A 19524-nucleotide genomic window follows, 5' to 3' on the forward strand; every position below is an offset into this window, starting at 1 on the left:
GCGCTTAACCTCCTCGCTTGCCGGGGAGGTTTTCGCCATTTCTTCCCGCGTGGGATACGTCGCAGTGCGCGTGCGCTTGGATAGGCTGGTGCCATGTACCGCGTATTTGAGTCCCTCGATGAACTTGTTCGCAACCTGGAACAGGCCTATGCCGTTCCTATGACCTCCAACTGCATGGTTCCGCGCCACGAAATGCTGGCGCTTCTCGACGATCTCCGTAACGCCCTCCCCGTTGAAATGGATGACGCCCAGGACGTCCTAGACAAGCAGGACGAGATCCTCCAGGGTGCTGAGGAGCGCGCGGAGCAGATTATTTCTGAGGCCACCGCCGAGGCCGATGACACCGTTGCCCGTGCGCGTGAGGACTCAGACGCAATGCTTGCCGACGCCCAACACCGCGCCACCACCTTGGTAGCCCAGGCGGAAGACGAGGCCACCAACCTCGTGGACAATGCGCGTTCCGACGCCGAGCGCACCCGCGCCCAGGCGGATGAGGAGTACCAGCGCGCCGTCGCAGCAGGCCAAGCCGAGCAGGACCGCTTGGTCTCCGAATCCGAGGTTGTGCGCCGTGCCGACGACGAGGCACACCGCATTGTGGAGACCGCGCACTCTGAGTCCAACCGCCTGCGCACCGAGTGTGATGAATTCGTTGACGCCAAGCTCGGGGAATTCGAGACCACTTTGTCTGACCTCCTGCGCACCGTGAATAACGATCGCTCCGCTCTGCGCCGAGGTGCCGGTGTGCGCTCTCGTGGGGAATCGCGTGGCGAGGGACGCGGCGCTGCGCGCGAGACCCGGGAACCGGCACGCCGGGCGCCGCGTGCGCCCCGCGACTACTAGAGGGGATTAATACTCAGCCGCTCCGCGCGGTGGATCCGGGCGGCCTCCTTGGCTGGCATGGTGCTCAAGGCGGCCGCAAGACCGGCGGATACTAAACCCGGCAGCGCATAGAGCACCCACATGATGCCGAAATCCGTTCCCGGGGTGTGGGGTTCGGAGATGGGGCCCCAAGCGGCGTCGGCAAGCAGCAGCGCCACATCGACTGCGCCGACGGTCAGCATCATCAGGCCAATCCCCATGCCCGCGGCGGAAAAAGATTCCCGTGCGCGCCAGGCGATGAGCGCAGCAAAAAGCGAGAACAAGGCCGAAGATAGGATCAGGATCGGCTCAAAGTGCAGGGGTAGGAAGTACACCGCCCCGACCATTAAACCGGCGAGCGTGCTGGCGAGGGCCACGCGATGCAAGGAATAGCCGGCGTTGCCGAAGATACTGGGGCGGTGTCGCGTGAAAACGTGGCGGCACGCCACTCCCGCGAGGGCTAGCGCCACAGCGGGGGCGAGGCACTGCAAGGGGTAGCTGAGCGCGAGCTCGCGTGCCGTGGCGCTCAGGGACGCCGTATCGGTAGCGGTGTAGCTCATGGGGCTTTAGGCTAAAAGCCTCAAGCACAAGAATCGAGCTTTTAGGCCAAGTGCTTAAGTGCCTATGACCCAGCATTCAGGTCTTTGCCAGTCTAGGGCGCGCGGGCCAGCACAGGGTAAGCTGGTGGGCGCTATGAAATCACCATTGAAGTTCGACGTGACGGAATTGCTCCGCAGCCAAGGAACCGACGCGCTGCCTGAGCACCGCGTGCAGACCGGACCCGCGCCAGAGCGCATCGGCGTGGAAATGATCGGCATCCCGGAAGGTACTGAAGTTAAGGTGGATGCCACCTTGACCCCGTTGGGCTCCGGCGTGTTGGTGGACGCTGATGTCACCGGCACCCTCAGCGGCGAATGTGCCCGTTGCCTGGCAGAGCTGCACCCGGAACTGGATCTCCACGTATCCCAGGTGTTTTCCGCAGATGAATCCTTCGTCAGCGGGGATGAGGCCGAGGAGGAGGATCGCGGTTCCGGTGATGAGGTGCCCGAGATTAAGGATGGAATCCTCGACCTCCTACAGACCGTGATCGATGAGGCAGGTTTATCTCTTCCTTTTGCGCCAACGTGCGAGGAGGGGTGTGATGTGGACGCTCCTGATGGAGTGACCACGGGGGTCTCTGGGGAAGAAGAGCGCGTGGATCCGCGTTGGTCTGGGCTGGAGAAATTCCTATGAGCAAGAAGAAGAAACTCACCGGTGAACAGGCACTAGCCGCGGCATTCGCGGAGGTAGATCACGCCCCGCTGCTGAAGGCGCTCGGCGTGGAGATCAGCGATGAGCTGCTGTGCTTGGCGCTGACCCACCGCTCTTTTGCCAATGAGAACGGGCACCTGCCCAATAACGAGCGCCTCGAGTTCCTTGGGGATGCCGTCTTGGGCTTGTCCATCGCGGCCAAGCTTTATGACAAATACCCTTCGCGCCCCGAGTCGGATATTTCCAAGATGCGCGCCTCCATCGTGTCGCGCTACGGCCTGTCCGACGTCGCCCGCGAGATCGGCGTGGGCGAGCACGTCCTGTTGGGCAAGGGCGAGCAATCTACTGGCGGCCGCGATAAGGATTCCATCTTGGCTGATACCACCGAGGCCATCCTGGGGGCTATCTACCGCCAGCATGGTTTTGAGGTTGCCCGCGGGGTGGTGCTGAGGCTCTTCGCTGCCAAGATTGATAACGCCGTGGTGTCTGGCCGCCATATGGACTGGAAGACCACCTTGCAGGAGCTGTGCGCGGAGCTGAAGGCAGCGATGCCGGTCTACTCGGCCACTTCGACGGGTCCTGAGCATGATCAGACCTTTAATGCCGTGGCCACCGTGGCCGGTTTGACCGTGGGCAGGGGAACAGGCCATAACAAGAAGCTCGCCGAGCAGCAGGCAGCGGAAGAAGCATGCCAAGCGTTGCGCGAGACGCCATTGCTGGTGCAGGGCACCGCCGGCAAAGAGAGCTAAACTACGAGGATTCGATGCCAGAACTCCCCGAAGTTGAGTCCGTCCGCCGCGGACTCGAGCCCTATGTTGTGGGGCGCACTTTCGCTGCAGTAGAGGTTCTCCACCCGCGCGCTAACCGGGGCCAAGAAGCCCCGCTGTCCGCGCTGCTGGTGGGCAGGAAGATTGCCGCGGTGGCGCGCCGCGGCAAGTTCATGTGGTTGGAGTTCGCCGACGAGGACCACGACGACCCAGCTCGCGATGTGCTCTTCATCCACCTCGGCATGTCGGGGCAGGTGCGGATCGGTGAGGTGGATTCGCCTCATGTGCGCATCGCCGCCGTGCTTGATGACGCCACCCGTCTCAGCTTCGTGGACCAGCGCACTTTCGGCTATTGGCGTCTCGGGCCGTGGCTGAGCATGGCGCATATTGCTCCGGATCCTCTCGAAGCAGACTTCGATCTGACCGCGGCTGGGCGGCGCTTGCGCGCGAAACGCACAGCAGTAAAGGTGGCTTTGCTCGACCAAACGGTGCTCAGTGGGGTGGGCAATATCTATGCCGATGAGGCGCTGTGGGCGGCCCAGATTTCTCCGCTGAAGAAGACTAATGCTCTGCGGCAGCGCGATGCCGTCGCTGTGATTTCCGCGGCCGCCGATGTCATGCGCGCCGCGCTCGCCGTTGGCGGCACCAGCTTTGATGCGTTGTACGTCAACGTCAACGGCGAATCCGGATATTTTGACCGTTCCCTGCACGTCTATGGGAGGGGTGGTCAATCCTGCGATCGTTGCGGCGAAGAAATCCTGAAAACCGTGCTAGGCGGGCGTGGGACCCACTACTGCCCGTCCTGTCAGCGCCGCGGAGAGGGGAGGCAGCCCGCAGCCAACTAGGACGATTCTGGTGTGAGTTATTAATGTGTAACGCATGCAAGAAATCTTCAGCACCGTGATTGGTGTCATTAACGACAGCCTGTGGTCCTATGTTCTGCCATGGCTGCTTATCGCTGCTGGCCTTTACTTCGGTATCCGCACCGCTTTGGTGCAGGTCCGCATGGTGCCGGATATGTTCAAAGCGGTCGTCGAAAAGCCCAAGGGGGTCGGTGTCGATGAGGACGCCGATTACGGCGGTATTTCTGCCTTCAAAGCGTTCACCATCTCGGCGGCGTCGCGTGTGGGCACCGGCAACGTCGCGGGCGTGGCCGTAGCAATTTCTGTGGGCGGGCCCGGCGCGGTGTTCTGGATGTGGCTCATCGCCATCCTGGGTGGCGCAACTGCGTTCGTGGAGTCCACGCTGGCCCAGCTGTGGAAGGTCCGCGAGGGGGATACCTACCGCGGCGGCCCGGCCTACTACATGTCCCGCGGTCTGGGCTGGAAGCCCTTGGCAACCATTTTCTCCGTCGCCATCGCCATCACTTTTGGTTGGTTCTACAACGCTTTCCAGACCAACGCTATCTCTGATTCCTTGGCGGCCTCCTTCGGACAGGAGTCCGGTGCCTTCAAGGCTGGCGTGGGTATTGCCGTCGTCGCCGTAGCTGGCCTCATCATTATCGGTGGCGTTCAGCGCATCGCCTCGATGACCCAGTTCATCGTGCCGTTTATGGCCGGTGCGTACCTCATCATGGGCTTCATCGTGGTGGTCTTGAACTTTGACAAGGTGCCGGACATGTTCGTCTCCATCGTCGGCTCTGCCTTTGGCTTCCGTGAGGCTGCTGGCGCGACACTGGGTATGGCCATGCTGAAGGGCATCCAGCGCGGCCTGTTCTCCAACGAGGCTGGCGAAGGCTCGGCGCCGAACGCGGCAGCAACGGCGACGGTCTCCCACCCCGTGAAGCAGGGCCTTGTGCAGACCCTCGGCGTGTACTTCGACACCCTGGTGGTGTGTACGATTACCGCCTTCATCATTTTGCTGGGTACTGATTTCGAAAGCTTTGGCTCCGACGCAATTGAGGGAGTGACCCTGACCCAGAACGCGCTGTCCAATGTGGTCGGCGAGTGGGGCATCCACTTCGTCACGTTCATCCTGTTCTTCTTGGCATTCTCCTCGATTCTGGGCAACTACTACCTTGCCGAGTCCAACGTGGAGTACCTCTCCGGGAAGAAGTGGGTGCTGTGGACCTTCCGCCTCATCGTGTTGGCTTTCGTCTTCTACGGTGCGGTGGCCCCGCTGGGCACCGTGTTCGACCTGGCGGATACGGGTGCCGCCATCATGGTGCTGCTCAACGTGTGCGCCATCGTGCCGCTGTGCGGCGTGGCCATCAAGCTGCTGAAGAACTACAACGAGCAGCGCCGTAAGGGCCTGGATCCCGTCTTCCACCGTGATATGCTGCCGGAACTGCAGAATGTCGAGTGCTGGGATGGTACCGATCCTGTGACGCGCCGCAGCGCGGAGGACCGCCGCCGTCTCGATCACGAATTCGACTTGAGCGACCGCACAAACCTGAGGGAGTACTAGATGGCAGGCACAGCATCAGCCTCTGCGGGACATGAACGCCTCACAGCTTTCGTACTTGGCCACGTCCAAGGCGTGGGCTTTCGCTGGTGGACGCGCTCCCGTGCTCTCGAACTAGGACTGGCAGGACACGCGACGAACCTGCAGGATGGCCGCGTCCAGGTGGTTGCTGAAGGCCCGCGTGCTGACTGCGAGAAGCTGCTGGCCTTGCTGCGTGAAGAACCGTCGACCACCCACCGTCCAGGCGTGGTGAACGCCGTGGTGGAGCAGTGGACCGCCCCGCGCGGTGAGTCGGGGTTCATCGAGCGCTAAACTTATTCGAATGCACCTCAAATCGCTCACGCTCAAAGGATTCAAGTCCTTCGCGTCCGCGACGAACCTGAAATTCGAGCCCGGTATCTGCGCCGTGGTCGGCCCGAATGGCTCGGGTAAATCTAACGTCGTCGACGCACTGGCGTGGGTCATGGGTGAAGGCAGCGCCAAGACGCTGCGCGGCGGCAAGATGCAGGACGTCATTTTTGCCGGCGCCGGGGACCGCAAGGCCCTCGGCCGCGCTGAGGTCACGCTGACGATTGACAATTCCGATGGTGCCTTGCCCATCGAGTATTCAGAGGTCTCCGTCACCCGCCGCATGTACCGGGATGGCGCGAGCGAATATGAGATTAATGGGGCGAAGGCACGCCTCATGGATATCCAAGAGCTGCTTTCTGATTCCGGCATTGGCCGTGAGATGCACATCATCGTGGGCCAGGGAAAACTGGCGGAGATCCTGGAGTCCCGACCAGAAGATCGTCGCGCCTATATTGAGGAAGCCGCGGGCGTGCTTAAGCACCGCCGCCGTAAGGAAAAGGCGCAGCGCAAGCTCACGGGCATGCAAGCCAACCTGGACCGCCTGCAAGACCTGACCGATGAGTTGGGTAAGCAGCTCAAGCCGCTGGCACGCCAAGCGGAGGCCGCCCAACGTGCAGCCACTGTGCAAGCGGATCTGCGCGATGCCCGCCTGCGTTTGGCAGGTGACCGCGTGGTCAGGCTGCGTGCCACCTTTGAGGATGCGGAGAAGCGCGCGGTGGTGCTCGCCGAACAGGTCGAGGAAGTAACGGCTCAGCTGGAAGAGGCGACCGAAATCCAGCTCAAGGTAGAGGCCGAGTTGGGGGATGTCACGCCGCGCGCGGAGGCCGCGCAGAAATTGTGGTTCGAGCTATCGACGCTGAGCGAACGCATCTCTGCCACGCAGCGTATTGCGGCCGAGCGTGCCAGCAACGTCGGATCCCAGGTGACCTATGCCGGCCAGGATCCGGAGGAGCTGGAGGCACGCGCCCGGCGTGCCGACGAGGAGCACCACGAGCTGCTGGCCGCGGCCGAAGAAGCAGCGGAGCGCTTGGAATCGATCCGGGAGGAAGTGGCTGAGCGCCGGGAAGCCTTCGAGGCCGCGGACAAGGAACATATGGCGCAGCTGCGCGCCATTGCGGATCGTCGCGAAGGCGTGGTCCGCCTCATCGCGGCCGAGGAAAACCTGGCGGGCCAGGTAAGCTCCGCGGAATCCGAGTTGGCGCGCCAGGAAGAAACCCTGGCGAACACGAAGGCGCGCACCAGGGGAGCGCAGGTGGAGGCCGATGAGGTAGCGGACAAACTAGAGCACCTGGCTGCCGAGCGTGAGCCGCTGGAAGAAGCGCACGTACGCGCGGCCAGCGAGTCCGCCGCGGCCGATAAACGCTTGGAGCAGCTGCGCGATGCCCAGCGGGAGCGCGAGCGTACCGTGTACAGCCTGCGAGCCCGGATCGATACGCTGGGCCAGACTGCTCCGGAAGCGCTCGAGCTGGGGGAGGGGTTTAAACCTCTCGCGGAGTTCATCTCTACGCGTTATGAAACGGCCGTCGCGGCGGCACTCGGCTCCTTCGCGGAGGCGCAGGCCGGTGCGGTGAGCATGGACATCGTGGGTGAACTCGCTGAGGCGAGCCGCACTCCGCTGATCGACGTCTCCACGGAACCTACTGGTTCAGCCTGGCGCCTTGACGCGGACCTGCCTTCCGGTGCTAGCTGGTTGCTCGACCAGATGGTCTTGGTCCCGGAAGTATCGGCGGCGGTGACGCGGCTGCTCTCCGACGTCGTTTTGGTGGATGACTATGCCGCGGCCCGCGAGCTCATTGCTGAGGATCCGCGCCTGCGGGCCGTCACCGCCGAGGGCTTGCTGGTTGGTGAAGGCTGGGTCGAGGCCGGAACTGGTGCCGTCTCCACGGTCGAGGTGAGCGGCCAGATTGCAGAAGCCGAGCAACAGCTGGAAACCGCCACCCACGAGCTGGAGGAGCTATCAGGCACGCTGGAAGGAGCGAAGCTAGCCGCCGATGATGCCCGGGTAGGTGCGGCGAGCGCTAAGGCCGCGTTGCGCGAGCATGATCACGAGCTTGAGGCGTGGAAGCGCGACCACCAGCGCTTGCTCAAGCAGTATGAGGCGAACAAGGCGGAGCACGAAAAGGCTGCCGCTCGCGCCACGGACATCGAGGTGCAGTTGGCCCGCCTGCGCGAAGAACTCGCGGAGGCTCGTGACCGCTTGTCGCGCGTGGACGCTGATGAGCAAGCGGATGAACCTTCCTCGGTGGAACGCGATGCAGCCTCGGCCGCCCTTGAACAGGTCAAGGCCATGGAGGTAGAGGCTCAACTGGCGGCCCGCAGCGCGGAGGAAAAGGTAGGCCAGGCAGCCGGCAAGGGAGAGGCCCTGCGGCGCCAAGCCCAACACGAGCGCCAGGCCAAGGCCCGCCACGATCAAGCGATGGCCCGCCGGCAGGCACAGGCGCGGTTGGCGGGGGCCGTCAACAAGCATGCCCAGGACCTCGCCGCCCGCACTACCCAGGCACTCGAGCGCGCAGCTGAAAAACGCGATGAGCTAGTGACCCAGCGCGGCGTGCTGCAGGGGCGTGCGCAGTCGGCGAAGCAGGCGGTCTCCGCTACCCGCCAGCAGCTCGATCGCCTGACCGATTCCGCGCACAACTCGGAGATTGCCCGCAGCCAGGCACAGGTGCGCGTGGATGAGGCCGAGGGCAAAATCGTGGAACAACTCGGCATTGCTATCCCGGACTTGCTCAAGGACTACACCCCGGGCGAGGACTTCGATCGCTCCGCCGAGACCAAGCGGTTGAAGCAGGCCGAGAAGGACCTCAACTCCTTGGGCAAGGTCAACCCGCTGGCCTTGGAGGAGTATAAGGCGCTCGAGGAGCGCTATAGCTTCCTGTCCACGCAATTAGATGACGTGATTCAGGCCCGCAAGGATCTGACTGGCGTTATCGAAGACGTGGATGCGCAAATCTTGCAGCTGTTCACGGACGCCTGGCATGACGTGGAAGCGGAGTTTCCCAAGGTTTTCCAGACGCTGTTCCCAGGAGGCGAGGGTCGCCTCATCCTCACGGAGCCGGACGACATGCTGGCTACCGGCATCGAGGTGGAGGCCCGCCCACCGGGTAAGAAAGTCAAACGATTGTCGCTGCTCTCGGGCGGTGAGAAGTCCCTGACTGCACTGGCCATGCTCGTGGCGATTTTCCGCGCGCGCCCCTCACCGTTCTACGTCATGGATGAGGTGGAAGCCGCGCTTGACGACGTCAACCTGCGCCGCCTCATTGCACTTTTCGAGGAACTGCGTAAGGATTCTCAGCTCATCGTCATTACCCACCAGAAACCGACGATGGACGTGGCCAACGTTCTTTACGGCGTGACGATGCGCGGCGATGGCGTAACGCGCGTGATTTCGCAGCGCATGTCCCGCGCCGGTGAGGCACCGGGCACGGCTCAAGCCGCCGAGGATGCCACGCGCCTTGGAGTGGACGCTCCGCGCTAACGGCGGGCATCGTCTGTGCGTCTCCATCGACATGCTGGAGGCAACTGTCAAAAGGCATCAGTCATAAGGCGTTTTCACGGCTGAAAACGCCATTTACTCATGGCGGAATCAAGCGGTGGATGCGCCACGCTTGAATAGTTCGTTGAGTATTTCACGTGGGGTTGCGCCGAGGATTTGTCGGGGTGTTTCGTTGAGCTCATTTTGCACCCACGCGACATGTTCGGGTGTGACGGTGGCAAAGTCGGTGCCCTTTTTGTAGAACCTGCGCCTGATCTCGCCGTTGGTGTTCTCGTTGGTTGGTCTCTGCCACGGTGAGTGCGGTTCACAGAAAAACACCTGGCAGCCGTCTTTAATCTGGACTTGTGCTGTGACAGCCATTTCTGCGCCTTGGTCCCATGTGATGGTCTTTAGCTGCTCGGTGTTGAGGTCTTTGACCATGTCCTGCAGGGTTGCGACCACGGTGTGTGAACTGTGCTCATCGGGAAGGTGTCCAAGCAGGGTGTAACGGCTGGTGCGCTCTACTAGGGTAATCAGCGCGCTTTTGCCACCTTTACCAATAACAAGGTCGCCCTCCCAGTGCCCGGGGATAGCCCTGTCATCAGCTTCCGGGCTGCGGTGGGTGATCTCAGCACCTTTGATCCAAGGGCGACCGGTTAACACGCCAGCGTTTCGGGCACGACGCTTGCGTGTTGCGCCGCCGCGGATAAGTACGTCTTTAGTCTTCATGACTGCTTCAAGCTCGGCTCGCAGGCTGCCTTTGCCTTGAATGTATAAGGCACTGTAGATCGTTTCGTGGGAAATACGCATGCTTTCATCATCGCTGAAAGCATGCTCAAGCCATGCACTAATGCGCCCAGGTGACCACCTGCGGGCAAGGCAATCGACCATTACACCCCGAAGCGTTGGGCTTTCATCGAGCTTGCGTAGTTTTGGCCGCACCATCCGACCAGCAGTAGAAACAGCAGCGTTGTGGGCGTTATATCGCAGCTGCTCTGTGCTGTCCTCATCGACGATCTTCCAACCATTACGGGTGATTTCACGGGCGACGACACTGTGGTGCCTATTTATTTTCTGCGCGATGGCTCGTGCCGAATCACCGACACGACATCCCGCTTCAATAGCAACACGGTCTTCAACAGTAAGCCTGCGACCACGCCCTACCACGCCCTGTTTATCTAAAGCGGCGCTAGGAAATCCATCAACGGCTTGAGTTTTCATCGGTGCTGGCATAACAGAATCTTTACCCAGCTTCTTGCCTGTATCTGGCAAAGACACCACCGCCTCATCAGGCGTTCGACGGTGTCGCTGCCGGCGTAACTTCGCATACCGCTGCTTCCTTATCCACCCATACACGGTAGAAGGATGCACACCGATAGCATCAGCCACTGTCTGACAGCTCTCACCAGCAAGCACTCGCTCCACGGCCTGGGCACGTTCATCAGGTGACAAGTGGGCGCGTCTAGGCCGCACTTCGATTACACCAGCTTTCTTTAACCTGCTGTGAAGCAAGCCAGTCGATATTCCAACAGTCTGTGCTGCTTGATTGATCGACATACCTGCACGCACCAACCCAACAGCCTCACGGACAAACGGATCACGCAAACGACTCGCACGCCTGCCGGGAGGTTCGACACCTCTTCCCCTCAACCAACCGTAAACCGATTCGGGGCCTACACCGACATCACGCGCGACCAGGCTAACTGCCTCGCCTGCAGCCACTCGCTCAACGGCAGCATCCTTAACATCCTTCGGAGTCCAACGCGTCACAACTACCTCCCGGTCGAAGTGGCGCATTCACCTCTTGACAGCACGCATTGCAGATGGCGTTTTTAGACCCAAAGATGAAGTGTCCCAGGTTTTGTTCCGTTTGAGTAGATGGGAAAATCTGGAACATGCCAAGAAAATTTGACCAGGATGCAAAGGACCGTGTGGTCCGTCTCGTGGAGGACCGCATCTTGGCGGAAAGCATGTCGATGCATCCCGCGTGCTAGGCAGTAGCTTCAAAGTTGGGGGTTTCATGGCACACGGCTCGTCTATGGACTTAAGCCTGCTCGTCGTGCGGGAAACATCCCAGAACCTGTTCCTGAAGATTTGGCTACCGAAAATGCCAGGCTACGCCGCGAAAATCAAGAGCTTCGAGATACCAACGAGTTGCTGAAGGCTGCGTCAGCTTTTTCGCCTCACGACCAGGCCCCAAACGTTAAGAAATGATCCGGTTCATCGATAAATACCGGAATCATTTCTCTGTCGAGTTCATCTGCACCGGAGTTGAAGATTAACCGGGCTGGTGGGTTTATCACCTCGCGTGGTTATCGCCAGTCCAAAGCCCGTGGGCTTAAGTGCTCGTCGCCTTCGTGACGCTGTGCTGATTGAACGCATTGGTGCCATTCATCGGGATAATTACGGTGTCTACGGCGTGCGGACAATGTGGCATGCGCTTGACCGTGACGGAATCGACATCGGTCGTGAGCAAACCGCCCGGCTGATGCGCCTAGCTGGTGTTTCTGGCACAGGCACAGGCGGATCACCAATCACAACCCGTACACCTCAACAGGCCGGATCTGCGCCCGGATTTGGTCGAGCGTGAGTTCAAAGCCCAAGGCCTTAAACAAGCTGTGGGTGGCCGACATTACCTACGTGCGTACGAAGAAGGGTTTTGTGTACACCGCGTTTGTCACTGACGTTTACTCCCGGCGGATCGTCGGATGGGCATTATCGGACTCGATGCGCACCGAGGTATTACCGCTGCAAGCACTCAACCAAGCGATTGTGAGCGCGAAGGAAACAACAGGCCTTATTCACCATTCGGATCACGGCTTATAGTACGTCAGCGTTGTCTACAACCAGCGTCTCGCCCAGCACGGGATTGCCGCTTCCACTGGGACCGTCGGTGACTGAAATGACAATGCTCTAGCTGAAAACGTTAACGGCTCTTACAAGAATGAGCTCATCCATACTCGCAGGTGGAATGATGTTGTCGAGGTAGAAATCGCGACGTTCGAGTGGGTGTCATGGTGGAACGAGGTAAGGCTCCACCAAAGCCTGGGATATCGAACCCCAGCCGAGGTGGAAACCGAATTGTGGAAGAAGAACCCGCAACAGGGAATAATAGAAATCAAGGAACATGCCTAGGAACAAAACTCGGGGCACTTCAAGCCCCTTATATGGCTCTGGATGTGGTGATTGCTGCAGAACCGTCATCAGTAAGGGTGACTTTTCCATCTACGCGGTAGACTTCACGCAACATTTTTGCGGTTAACACGTCCTTAGCTGCTCCGTGTGCGTATACAGTGCCCGCGTGGAGTACCGCAATGCGGTGAGCGAAGCGCGCTGCTTGTGAAAGATCGTGCATCGAAACCACGACCGCCGCGGGTGCTTCAGCTGCATAGGCGCGAATATGCTCCATGAGGATGAGCTGATTTCTTAGGTCAAGAGCGCTGGTTGGCTCGTCCAGTAGTAATGCCTGCGGCCGGCATACGATGGCCTGGGCGAAGCTTACTAATTGACGCTGGCCGCCGGAGAGCTGGGACATTGTTCGGGATTCTAGGTCTTCTAGCCCCAGCCGCGTGAGGACCGAGCTGACTCGGTCCTGTGTGGATGTGGCTACCCGTAGTCCGCTGAATCCCGTCCGGGAATGCTGGAGTGCCAGAAGTACCGATTCGAATACGGTAAGGGTGCTTTCCGGCGGGGGATCCTGTGGCAAATATACTGCCTCGGGCCCAGTGACGTCGCCGCTGAATCGGCATAGGTTAGCCATGCAGCGCAGCAAAGTCGACTTACCAGCGCCATTAGGGCCGACGAGGGCGGTGACGGTTCCAGCTTCGATCTTTGGGAGACATACGTCATTCAGTATCTGTTCGTCTCCATGGGAAAAGCACAGGTTATCTACCCGGAGTGTGGGTTCTGGCGGAACCGTGGGCGGTTGTTCCACGAGGGGGTCCTTTCTGGGGCAGGAAGTACTGGGAGAGGCGATCATTAGGTTGAGGAGACAGTTCGGGGGCGGCGTCGCAAAACAATGAGGACGACGAACACGGGAACGCCCACAATCGCGGTGATGATGCCGACAGGCAGAATCGCCCCAGGCTGGATCAGCTTGGATACCACTGAGGCTGAGGTCAGCAAAAGCGCACCTGAGATGATGGACGTGGTGAGGAAGAAGCGTTGGTCCTCACCAACGAGCATCCTGGCGATATGTGGGCCGACGAGTCCGATGAAACCAATTGTCCCGGCCATCGAAACGGCAGTTGCCGCCATAAGGGAGACTCCCACCAGCGTGTACGTGCGCAGCTTTGGGATATTGATACCCATGGACCTAGCGCGGTCGTCGCCCATTCGAAACGCGGTCAGCGTCCACGCATTGCGGTAGAAGTAAGCAATTCCGATTAGTGAGATGACCGCGAGAAGGCCGATCTGAGGCCACGTAGCGCGCGTAAGGCTGCCCAAGGTCCAGAAAACCACCTGCTCTAATTGGGTCTGCGAGGCGAGGTACTGCATTAGCGCTAGTAGAGCATCGAAGAGGAACACGATGGCTATGCCCAGCAGAATCATTCCCTCGGTACCAGAGCTCTTTGACCGAGAGAATAGGACGATCACCGCACAGGCCGCGAGGGCGAAGACCCAAGCACTGCCCGCCATTCCCAGCGCTGCCCCGATTCCCGCCGCGGTGAATCCTGAGACGGTGGCAAAGGCTGCGCCAAAGCTCGCAGCGGCGGAAATGCCCAGCGTATAGGGCTCTGCCAAGGGGTTATCCAAGATGGTTTGCATCTCTGCGCCGGCAGCAGCGAGGGTGCCACCGATGAGCACCGCTGTGACGGTCATAGGCAGACGTATATCAAAGATGATCTGCCAGTCAATTGGGCGGGAATCGCTGGGGTGAAAGAGCACGTAGAGCGCCTCATTTGCGTTCAAACTGCTGCCGATGAGGAAATCTATGGCAATGGTGACGCATAGCAGGGCCGTAAGCCCTGCGATGATCGCTACCTTTCGCCTGCTAGCTGTTCGGTACCAGTTTGACCGGGGGCGTTGCCGTTGCGGGGTAGAGTTTTGGTCGTCCACCTCGCTTCCGGTGGCAATTGATTGCGCTCGTGCTCCGTGGCTCATGGCAAACCAGTCCAGAAGGTGCCGCTAGCCTCCACAGGGAGGAATTTTTCATGTAGTTCTTCCAAATCGGCCTGCGGGTCGACATCGGAAAACAGGTCGGGGTGCATGGCTTTGGCAAACCACTCGATGGCTAGGTAGTTGTATGGGGAGTCGTAGAAGTGATGCCACGCAGCGTAGGCCCGCTTGTTCTTGACCGCCCGCATTTCCTTAAGGACAGGTTGCCCGTCAACAACGCGTTGGAAGTCTTTGGCTGCCTGTTCGGTGGACTCGTCGTAGCCCAGGGGTACAAAGCCATTCTTCTTTGGCTGCTGCTTGGCGCCGGTCCAGTCTGCGCCGGTGGCGATGATGACGTCTGGGTCTTTTTCAGCTAGCGCCTCGGGAGAGACTTGCCCCTGCTTGGCGTCGATCATATCGTCGCCCACGTTTTCGCCACCCGCTGCGTTAACAATTTGGGCTAGGTTGGACTTAGCGAAGGTAGAGCAGCAGTCGAAGTAGCCGGGAGCTCGCCAGAGGAAGGTCGGTGTGGGGGTGGCCTTGGCTTTTTCTAGGCGCTCCTGAACCATGTTCACCTTGGACTCATAGAACTCGGCATACTCTTCCGCTTCCTTCTCGTGGCCGAGTACCTTGCCGAGCAAGCGCACGCTCGGTGCGGTGTTCTTCACCGGGTCGGTAAAGTAATCGACGGTAACCGTGGGGATTCCGGCCTTTTCTAGACCGTCTACGATGCCAGCATCCTGGGCGGCTTCGAAGCTGCTTGCGGAGACAATGAAGACATCTGGACGGGAATTCAAAGCTTGCTCAACGGACATCGAGCCGTCGTAAACTTCACCAGTTTGCTCAATATCTTCGATCTCTGAGAATTTCTGTTCGTACTTCTTGTACGTGCCAGGGTCGTTCTGCTCCAGGTCATCTGGCCAGGCAACGATGCCCTGGAGCGGGTTTTCTTTGTTGAGGATGGATGTCGTGTAAAGCATCCGTTGCCCGCCCATGAGGACCCGATCGACGTTCTTCGGGACCTCGACTTCGCGCCCGAGAATGTCGGTGATCTGTTGCTTTTCTCCGTCATCTGCGGTCTGTTGTTCATCGTTAGTGCTGCAGGCAGCGGTCATAAGGAGGGCAGTGGCGGTGACGGCTGAGGCGACTACGCGGGCCATTCGGTGGTGAGGGGCGCGTGGGGTTTTAAAACCGCGAGCCCTAGTTGTCGTGAGGGACAAGGCAATCCTTTCTTCCAAGTGGATCTATTAGGTTAGCCATACCTTTGTTTATCTACAATGGGTGATGAAACTTTTACCCCCAACATTCCCGTTAAGTCAGTTCATTCAGTCGGCGGGAATATGTGCGTAGCAGCAGTACCGCCGTGGTTGCGAAACCCATGATGAGTCCTAACCAGACGCCATATCCTTCCCATCCGAGGAGCTTTCCAAATATCAGAATCCCGGGGACGCCAACCAGCCAGTACCCGACGAGGGTGCAGCGTAGCCCTGAGGTGGTGTCTTTCAGGCCTCTCAGTAGGCCCACTGCCACGTTTTGGATTCCTTTGGCGAACTGTTGCAGTACCGCGAGACATAGGAGCAGGACGGCAATGTGAAAGGTGGTGGGATCTGCCTCTTTTAAGAAAGGATGCAGTACCCACCTGCCCAACAGAAGCCACAGCGCGCCCATTATTCCCAGATACGTGACCACGACGAACAATATGCGTCGGGTAATCTCGCGCACTGAGTCGGCACTCTCGGCCCGAGCCCTTGTGATCAGCACCGAGCCGCCGTGAGAAAAGCCGATGCACACTTGGTAAACGATGTACGCCAGTTGGTTCACAATATTGTGCGCCGCTAGCATCTGTGGGCTAAAGGTCCCCATCACTAAACCGGCGATGGTTGTTATTGCAGCCTCCGAGCCATAGGTCAGACTGACTGGTACCCCGAGGCGGACGAGGCGGCAGATAGTCTCCCCATCTCCTTTACACGGAAGGATGTGGAAATAGGGCTGTAGCTCGGGAATGCGCAGTACCACAATCCGGAAGGCCAGGAAGGTAAGCAGTTGGATGACAGTTGTAGAAAGCCCGATGCCCGCTACCTTCCAGTGATCCGAGGCTGCCCATGTCATAAATAACCAGTTCAATGCGATATTTATAAATATCGATATCAGCGTGATGGTTAACAGGGAGCCGGGTTTTCGCATGCCCACGGCGAATTGGCGCAGGACGTTGAGCCACATCATCGGGACTAACCCGGGTGCGAGCGCAAGGGTCATGGCGAAGGTGAGTTGGGCAACGTGCTTGTCGATGGGCAGAACAAGGACCAATCCGCCTAGGGCGATGACCAGTAACGCGCCGAGAATTGCAGTGCCAGTGGCCACCGCGAAGGAGGAGCGCACAGCCCGCCGGATCTGTTCTGCTCCCGCCTCGCAATTTTGACAAGAGGTTTTCTCTTTTTCCATTTTTGCTGCTGCTTCAGCCACAAGATTTGCCCCGGCCGTCACCATGCCCACGCACATCGTGCGGATCTGGTTGTAAAGCTGCATCGCTAGGCCGCCGCCGGCTATCGCCAGTACGCCCACGGACTGCAGCATCAATACGTCCGTGGTGGTCAATGCAACTCCGGCGAGTTGTACTCCAGCGATGGGAAGGGAAATTCCCAGAACTTCGCGATATTTCCGGATGGATTTCAACCTCGCAGCCACCTTCAACTTCGGACTAACATTCGTCTCGGCCCTCGCTTCTCATCTTCTAAACCTCGCCCATTTTGGCGGCTGGTCTCCAATGTGCTGCGGTTTCTAGCGGTAGATACGCAGCACATCCGATTCATTTGCGGCCTCCAGGCCGTTGAAGCGAATGGCGCTGCGATACATCTGCACCAAAGTTGCAATCGGACGCTGCCGTCTGCACCATGGAAATTAGTGGTTCGCCCCTGCGGATTCAGCTGGTGCTGGCCGATGCCCCAGCGGTACCACCGTTGGTTGAGACCGAATCCCGTTCAGGGCTGGTGTTTGCAGCGGCAGAGACTCCCTTCGGAAAGTATAAAGATTATACCTAGTTTAGGTAAGGCTACCATAATTGAAGATTTCCACTTCAAACACTTCAGGTGGAAGGAGTGTGAAGATGGATAGGAGAGATGCCGTTTGCCAGATGCCTTCTGCAGGACGCCTTCCTGGCTTAGGCAGTGATTTACTGCGGAACAACCCCATCCCTCTGCCGAACAACACCAGGTAGCAGTGCCAAGAGTGGCGTTGCTCATCCGCCCTGACCTAAGTCAGGTGCGCAAGGATTCTCAGCTCATAGCCAACACTGACCAGAAGCCAACGGTGGACGTGGCTACCGTGCTTTATGGCTTCACGATGCGCGGCGTCGAGCCTTCGCGTTAACTGAGGGCATCTGTTCGTGCCTTTTTGGACTCCTCATGGTGCCTGGCGTGGGCAACCCTGGCACTATGGAAAGCATGAATACTACTTTTCTGTGGATTGCGATAGCAGTCATCGTCCTGATTCTGCTGGTGGTCTTGTTCATTGTTCTGGGCAAGAAGCGCGGCGAGTCAAAGAAGGTCTCCTTTGAAAAGCCCGCGGAGGAGCCGAAGGAGCTGACCCAGCAGCAGAAGTCCGGCAACTACCAGGCCAAGTCTGGTTTTAATTTTGCCCCGGCTGGCGGCGGCGCTACCAAGGAACCTGTGCCTGCGGCTAAGGCTGACAAGCCCGCACCGGCCGAGCCCAAAGCTCAGCCGCAAGCGGAGAAGAAGTCTGAGCAGCGCGATGCCACCGAGCTCGCTAACGCTCAGCTCAAGGGCACGGAGGAGACTCAGAAGGCGGCGAAGCCTGCGGTGGAACCGACGCCTGAGGCAGAGCCGAAGCCTAAGGCAGAGCCCAAGCCGGAACCGGCTGCACAGAAGGACCAGGTAAAGGAGGAAGAGGATAAGGATTCCTCCGCTGGCCTAGCCGCTGCAGGAACTGCGGGCGTTGCTGCCGCTGGTACTGCTGCTTCCGGCGCCGCTGCCGTTGAGAAGGATGAAGAGGACACAGAGGAAGCTGTCCCGGCCACCGAACCGGAGACTGCTGAACCGGAGCCGGTAGTTGAAGCCCCGAAGGTAGAAGAGGAGGCTCCGGAAGAACCTGAGGTTCCGGCTGCGGAGGAGCCTTCTGCTCAGGTTGAAGCCGAAGAAGAGGCAGCGGAAGTGGTAGAAGCACAGCCTGAACCAGAAGCGCAGCCCGAGCCAGAGGAAGCTGAAGCAGAGGAGGCCGCTGCGGCGGCGGGGGCCCAAGCGGCGTCGGCAAGCGCGGCACTCGAGGCTGAGCCGGAGGAACTAGAGGTATCCGACGACGCTGAGGTCGTCGAGGCCCCGGCAGCCCAGCCGCAGGAGGATATTGCGCCGGCTGCCGGCCGCTTGGGCAAGCTGCGCGGGCGCCTGTCGCGTTCGCAGAATGCCATCGGCCAAGGCCTCATGGGTATTCTCTCCGCAGGTGACCTGGATGATGATGCCTGGGAGGAAATCGAAGACACCCTCATCATGGCGGATTTGGGTACGAAGTCCACGATGCAGGTTACAGACTCCCTGCGCGACAAGATTGCGGAGCGCGGAGTGAGCTCCGAGGCGGAAGCCCGCGCCATGCTGCGCGAGGCCCTCATCGAGGTGGGCCACCCGGAGATGGACCGTTCCATCAAGGCCATGCCGAATGAGGGCAAGCCGGCCGTCATCATGGTTGTCGGCGTCAACGGCACTGGCAAGACCACCACGACGGGCAAGCTGGCCCGCGTGCTCGTATCCATGGGACACAACGTTTTGCTCGGCGCGGCGGATACCTTCCGTGCAGCGGCCGCGGACCAGCTGGAGACCTGGGGTCGCCGCGTGGGCGCTACCACCGTGCGCGGCAAGGAAGGCGCGGACCCGGCTTCCGTGGCCTTCGACGCCGTGGCCGCTGGCGTAGATCAAGGAGTGGACGTCGTTCTCGTGGACACCGCTGGTCGTTTGCACACCTCCGTGGACCTCATGGACCAGTTGGGCAAGGTCAAGCGCGTGGTTGAGAAGAAGACCGACGTCGATGAGGTCTTGCTCGTGTTGGACGCAACGGTCGGGCAGAACGGCCTGACCCAGGCCCGCATCTTCCGCGATGTCGTCGACATCACCGGTGTTGTTCTGACCAAGCTCGATGGCACCGCTAAGGGCGGCATCGTCTTCCAGGTTCAGGAAGAACTGGGCGTGCCGGTCAAACTCGTGGGCCTTGGCGAGGGTGCAGATGACCTCGCGCCGTTTGAGGTTGAGGGCTTCGTGGATGCCTTGCTGGGGGAGAAGTAAGTCCTTATAGATCCCTGGGCTAGACCTAAGTTCTTTCGAG

General features: G+C 59.8%; 14 protein-coding genes and 3 pseudogenes. 10 read left to right on the forward strand and 7 right to left on the reverse strand.

Features of this window, described 5'->3' with window-relative positions:
- The first annotated feature begins 93 nt into the window (after positions 1-93).
- A complete protein-coding gene (locus HMPREF2537_RS06810; RefSeq protein ID WP_070526869.1) occupies positions 94-840 on the forward strand; it encodes a DivIVA domain-containing protein in 747 nt (248 codons plus the stop codon).
- Here the strand turns inward: HMPREF2537_RS06810 and HMPREF2537_RS06815 are convergent.
- Positions 837-1418 (reverse strand): hypothetical protein, encoded by a 582-nt coding sequence (locus HMPREF2537_RS06815; RefSeq protein WP_070526873.1) that lies wholly within the window; start codon positions 1416-1418, stop codon positions 837-839. The two genes, HMPREF2537_RS06810 and HMPREF2537_RS06815, sit on opposite strands and share 4 nt — an antisense overlap.
- A gap of 133 nt (positions 1419-1551) precedes the next feature.
- Here HMPREF2537_RS06815 and HMPREF2537_RS06820 point away from each other — a divergent pair, with 133 nt between their 5' ends.
- The 6 genes from HMPREF2537_RS06820 to smc are packed head-to-tail and all read left to right on the forward strand — an operon-like array spanning position 1552 to position 9105.
- Positions 1552-2091 (forward strand): YceD family protein, encoded by a 540-nt coding sequence (locus HMPREF2537_RS06820; RefSeq protein WP_070526876.1) that lies wholly within the window; start codon positions 1552-1554, stop codon positions 2089-2091.
- A complete protein-coding gene (gene rnc, locus HMPREF2537_RS06825; RefSeq protein ID WP_070526879.1) occupies positions 2088-2858 on the forward strand; it encodes a ribonuclease III in 771 nt (256 codons plus the stop codon). The genes HMPREF2537_RS06820 and rnc overlap by 4 nt, the downstream gene beginning before the upstream one ends.
- A gap of 14 nt (positions 2859-2872) precedes the next feature.
- A complete protein-coding gene (gene mutM / locus HMPREF2537_RS06830) occupies positions 2873-3721 on the forward strand; it encodes a bifunctional DNA-formamidopyrimidine glycosylase/DNA-(apurinic or apyrimidinic site) lyase (protein ID WP_070526882.1) in 849 nt (282 codons plus the stop codon).
- A 34-nt stretch (positions 3722-3755) separates the two neighbouring features.
- The gene (locus HMPREF2537_RS06835; RefSeq protein ID WP_070526885.1) at positions 3756-5282 is read left to right on the forward strand and encodes an alanine/glycine:cation symporter family protein; all 1527 of its coding nucleotides are present in this window, start codon (positions 3756-3758) and stop codon (positions 5280-5282) included.
- Positions 5283-5591 carry an acylphosphatase gene (locus HMPREF2537_RS06840; RefSeq protein WP_070526888.1) on the forward strand — a complete coding sequence of 103 codons (309 nt, stop codon included), beginning with the start codon at positions 5283-5285 and terminating at the stop codon, positions 5589-5591.
- A gap of 10 nt (positions 5592-5601) precedes the next feature.
- Positions 5602-9105, forward strand: coding sequence for a chromosome segregation protein SMC (gene smc / locus HMPREF2537_RS06845; RefSeq protein WP_070526891.1), 3504 nt, complete (start codon positions 5602-5604; stop codon positions 9103-9105).
- Positions 9106-9213: 108 nt separating this feature from the next.
- On the opposite strand, the pseudogene HMPREF2537_RS12470 reads toward smc, so the two are convergent.
- Together HMPREF2537_RS12470 and HMPREF2537_RS13165 are read right to left on the reverse strand one after the other, a co-directional pair.
- Positions 9214-10430: pseudogene (locus HMPREF2537_RS12470) on the reverse strand (IS30 family transposase).
- Between the two features lie 19 nt (positions 10431-10449).
- Positions 10450-10899: pseudogene (locus tag HMPREF2537_RS13165) on the reverse strand (helix-turn-helix domain-containing protein); the annotation flags it as partial.
- Between the two features lie 98 nt (positions 10900-10997).
- Here HMPREF2537_RS13165 and HMPREF2537_RS12660 point away from each other — a divergent pair.
- Positions 10998-12237 (forward strand): annotated as a pseudogene (locus tag HMPREF2537_RS12660) (IS3 family transposase).
- 28 nt (positions 12238-12265) lie between these two features.
- On the opposite strand, the gene HMPREF2537_RS06860 reads toward HMPREF2537_RS12660, so the two are convergent.
- From HMPREF2537_RS06860 to HMPREF2537_RS06875, 4 genes are all read right to left on the reverse strand, one after another.
- On the reverse strand, positions 12266-13081 hold the full coding sequence (locus HMPREF2537_RS06860; RefSeq protein WP_049156256.1) for an ABC transporter ATP-binding protein: 816 nt from the start codon (positions 13079-13081) through the stop codon (positions 12266-12268).
- Entirely contained in the window at positions 13081-14205 is a 1125-nt protein-coding gene (locus tag HMPREF2537_RS06865; RefSeq protein WP_080975109.1) for a FecCD family ABC transporter permease, read from the reverse strand. Before HMPREF2537_RS06865 ends, HMPREF2537_RS06860 begins: the two co-directional genes overlap by 1 nt.
- The gene (locus HMPREF2537_RS06870) at positions 14202-15359 is read right to left on the reverse strand and encodes an ABC transporter substrate-binding protein (protein ID WP_049156259.1); all 1158 of its coding nucleotides are present in this window, start codon (positions 15357-15359) and stop codon (positions 14202-14204) included. Before HMPREF2537_RS06870 ends, HMPREF2537_RS06865 begins: the two co-directional genes overlap by 4 nt.
- 151 nt (positions 15360-15510) lie before the next feature.
- Entirely contained in the window at positions 15511-16872 is a 1362-nt protein-coding gene (locus HMPREF2537_RS06875; RefSeq protein ID WP_231732355.1) for an MATE family efflux transporter, read from the reverse strand.
- A 552-nt stretch (positions 16873-17424) separates the two neighbouring features.
- On the opposite strand from HMPREF2537_RS06875, the gene HMPREF2537_RS12815 reads away from it, so the two are divergent.
- Positions 17425-17565: a hypothetical protein gene (locus tag HMPREF2537_RS12815; protein ID WP_168162408.1), complete on the forward strand. Its 141-nt coding sequence runs from the start codon at positions 17425-17427 to the stop codon at positions 17563-17565.
- Positions 17566-17639: 74 nt separating this feature from the next.
- Entirely contained in the window at positions 17640-19484 is a 1845-nt protein-coding gene (gene ftsY / locus HMPREF2537_RS06880) for a signal recognition particle-docking protein FtsY (protein ID WP_070527591.1), read from the forward strand.
- The last annotated feature ends 40 nt before the right edge of the window (positions 19485-19524 follow it).

Source organism: Corynebacterium sp. HMSC074E01 (genome assembly GCF_001808885.1).
Lineage (GTDB): Bacteria > Actinomycetota > Actinomycetes > Mycobacteriales > Mycobacteriaceae > Corynebacterium.

Bases quoted from the DNA above. Each gene is read 5' to 3' on its own strand.
- HMPREF2537_RS06810 (WP_070526869.1), top strand. From the start codon at position 94: ATGTACCGCGTATTTGAGTCCCTCGATGAACTTGTTCGCAACCTGGAA.
- HMPREF2537_RS06815 (WP_070526873.1), bottom strand. From the start codon at position 1,418: ATGAGCTACACCGCTACCGATACGGCGTCCCTGAGCGCCACGGCACGC.
- HMPREF2537_RS06820 (WP_070526876.1), top strand. From the start codon at position 1,552: ATGAAATCACCATTGAAGTTCGACGTGACGGAATTGCTCCGCAGCCAA.
- rnc (WP_070526879.1), top strand. From the start codon at position 2,088: ATGAGCAAGAAGAAGAAACTCACCGGTGAACAGGCACTAGCCGCGGCA.
- mutM (WP_070526882.1), top strand. From the start codon at position 2,873: ATGCCAGAACTCCCCGAAGTTGAGTCCGTCCGCCGCGGACTCGAGCCC.
- HMPREF2537_RS06835 (WP_070526885.1), top strand. From the start codon at position 3,756: ATGCAAGAAATCTTCAGCACCGTGATTGGTGTCATTAACGACAGCCTG.
- HMPREF2537_RS06840 (WP_070526888.1), top strand. From the start codon at position 5,283: ATGGCAGGCACAGCATCAGCCTCTGCGGGACATGAACGCCTCACAGCT.
- smc (WP_070526891.1), top strand. From the start codon at position 5,602: ATGCACCTCAAATCGCTCACGCTCAAAGGATTCAAGTCCTTCGCGTCC.
- HMPREF2537_RS06860 (WP_049156256.1), bottom strand. From the start codon at position 13,081: ATGATCGCCTCTCCCAGTACTTCCTGCCCCAGAAAGGACCCCCTCGTG.
- HMPREF2537_RS06865 (WP_080975109.1), bottom strand. From the start codon at position 14,205: ATGAGCCACGGAGCACGAGCGCAATCAATTGCCACCGGAAGCGAGGTG.
- HMPREF2537_RS06870 (WP_049156259.1), bottom strand. From the start codon at position 15,359: ATGGCCCGCGTAGTCGCCTCAGCCGTCACCGCCACTGCCCTCCTTATG.
- ftsY (WP_070527591.1), top strand. From the start codon at position 17,640: ATGAATACTACTTTTCTGTGGATTGCGATAGCAGTCATCGTCCTGATT.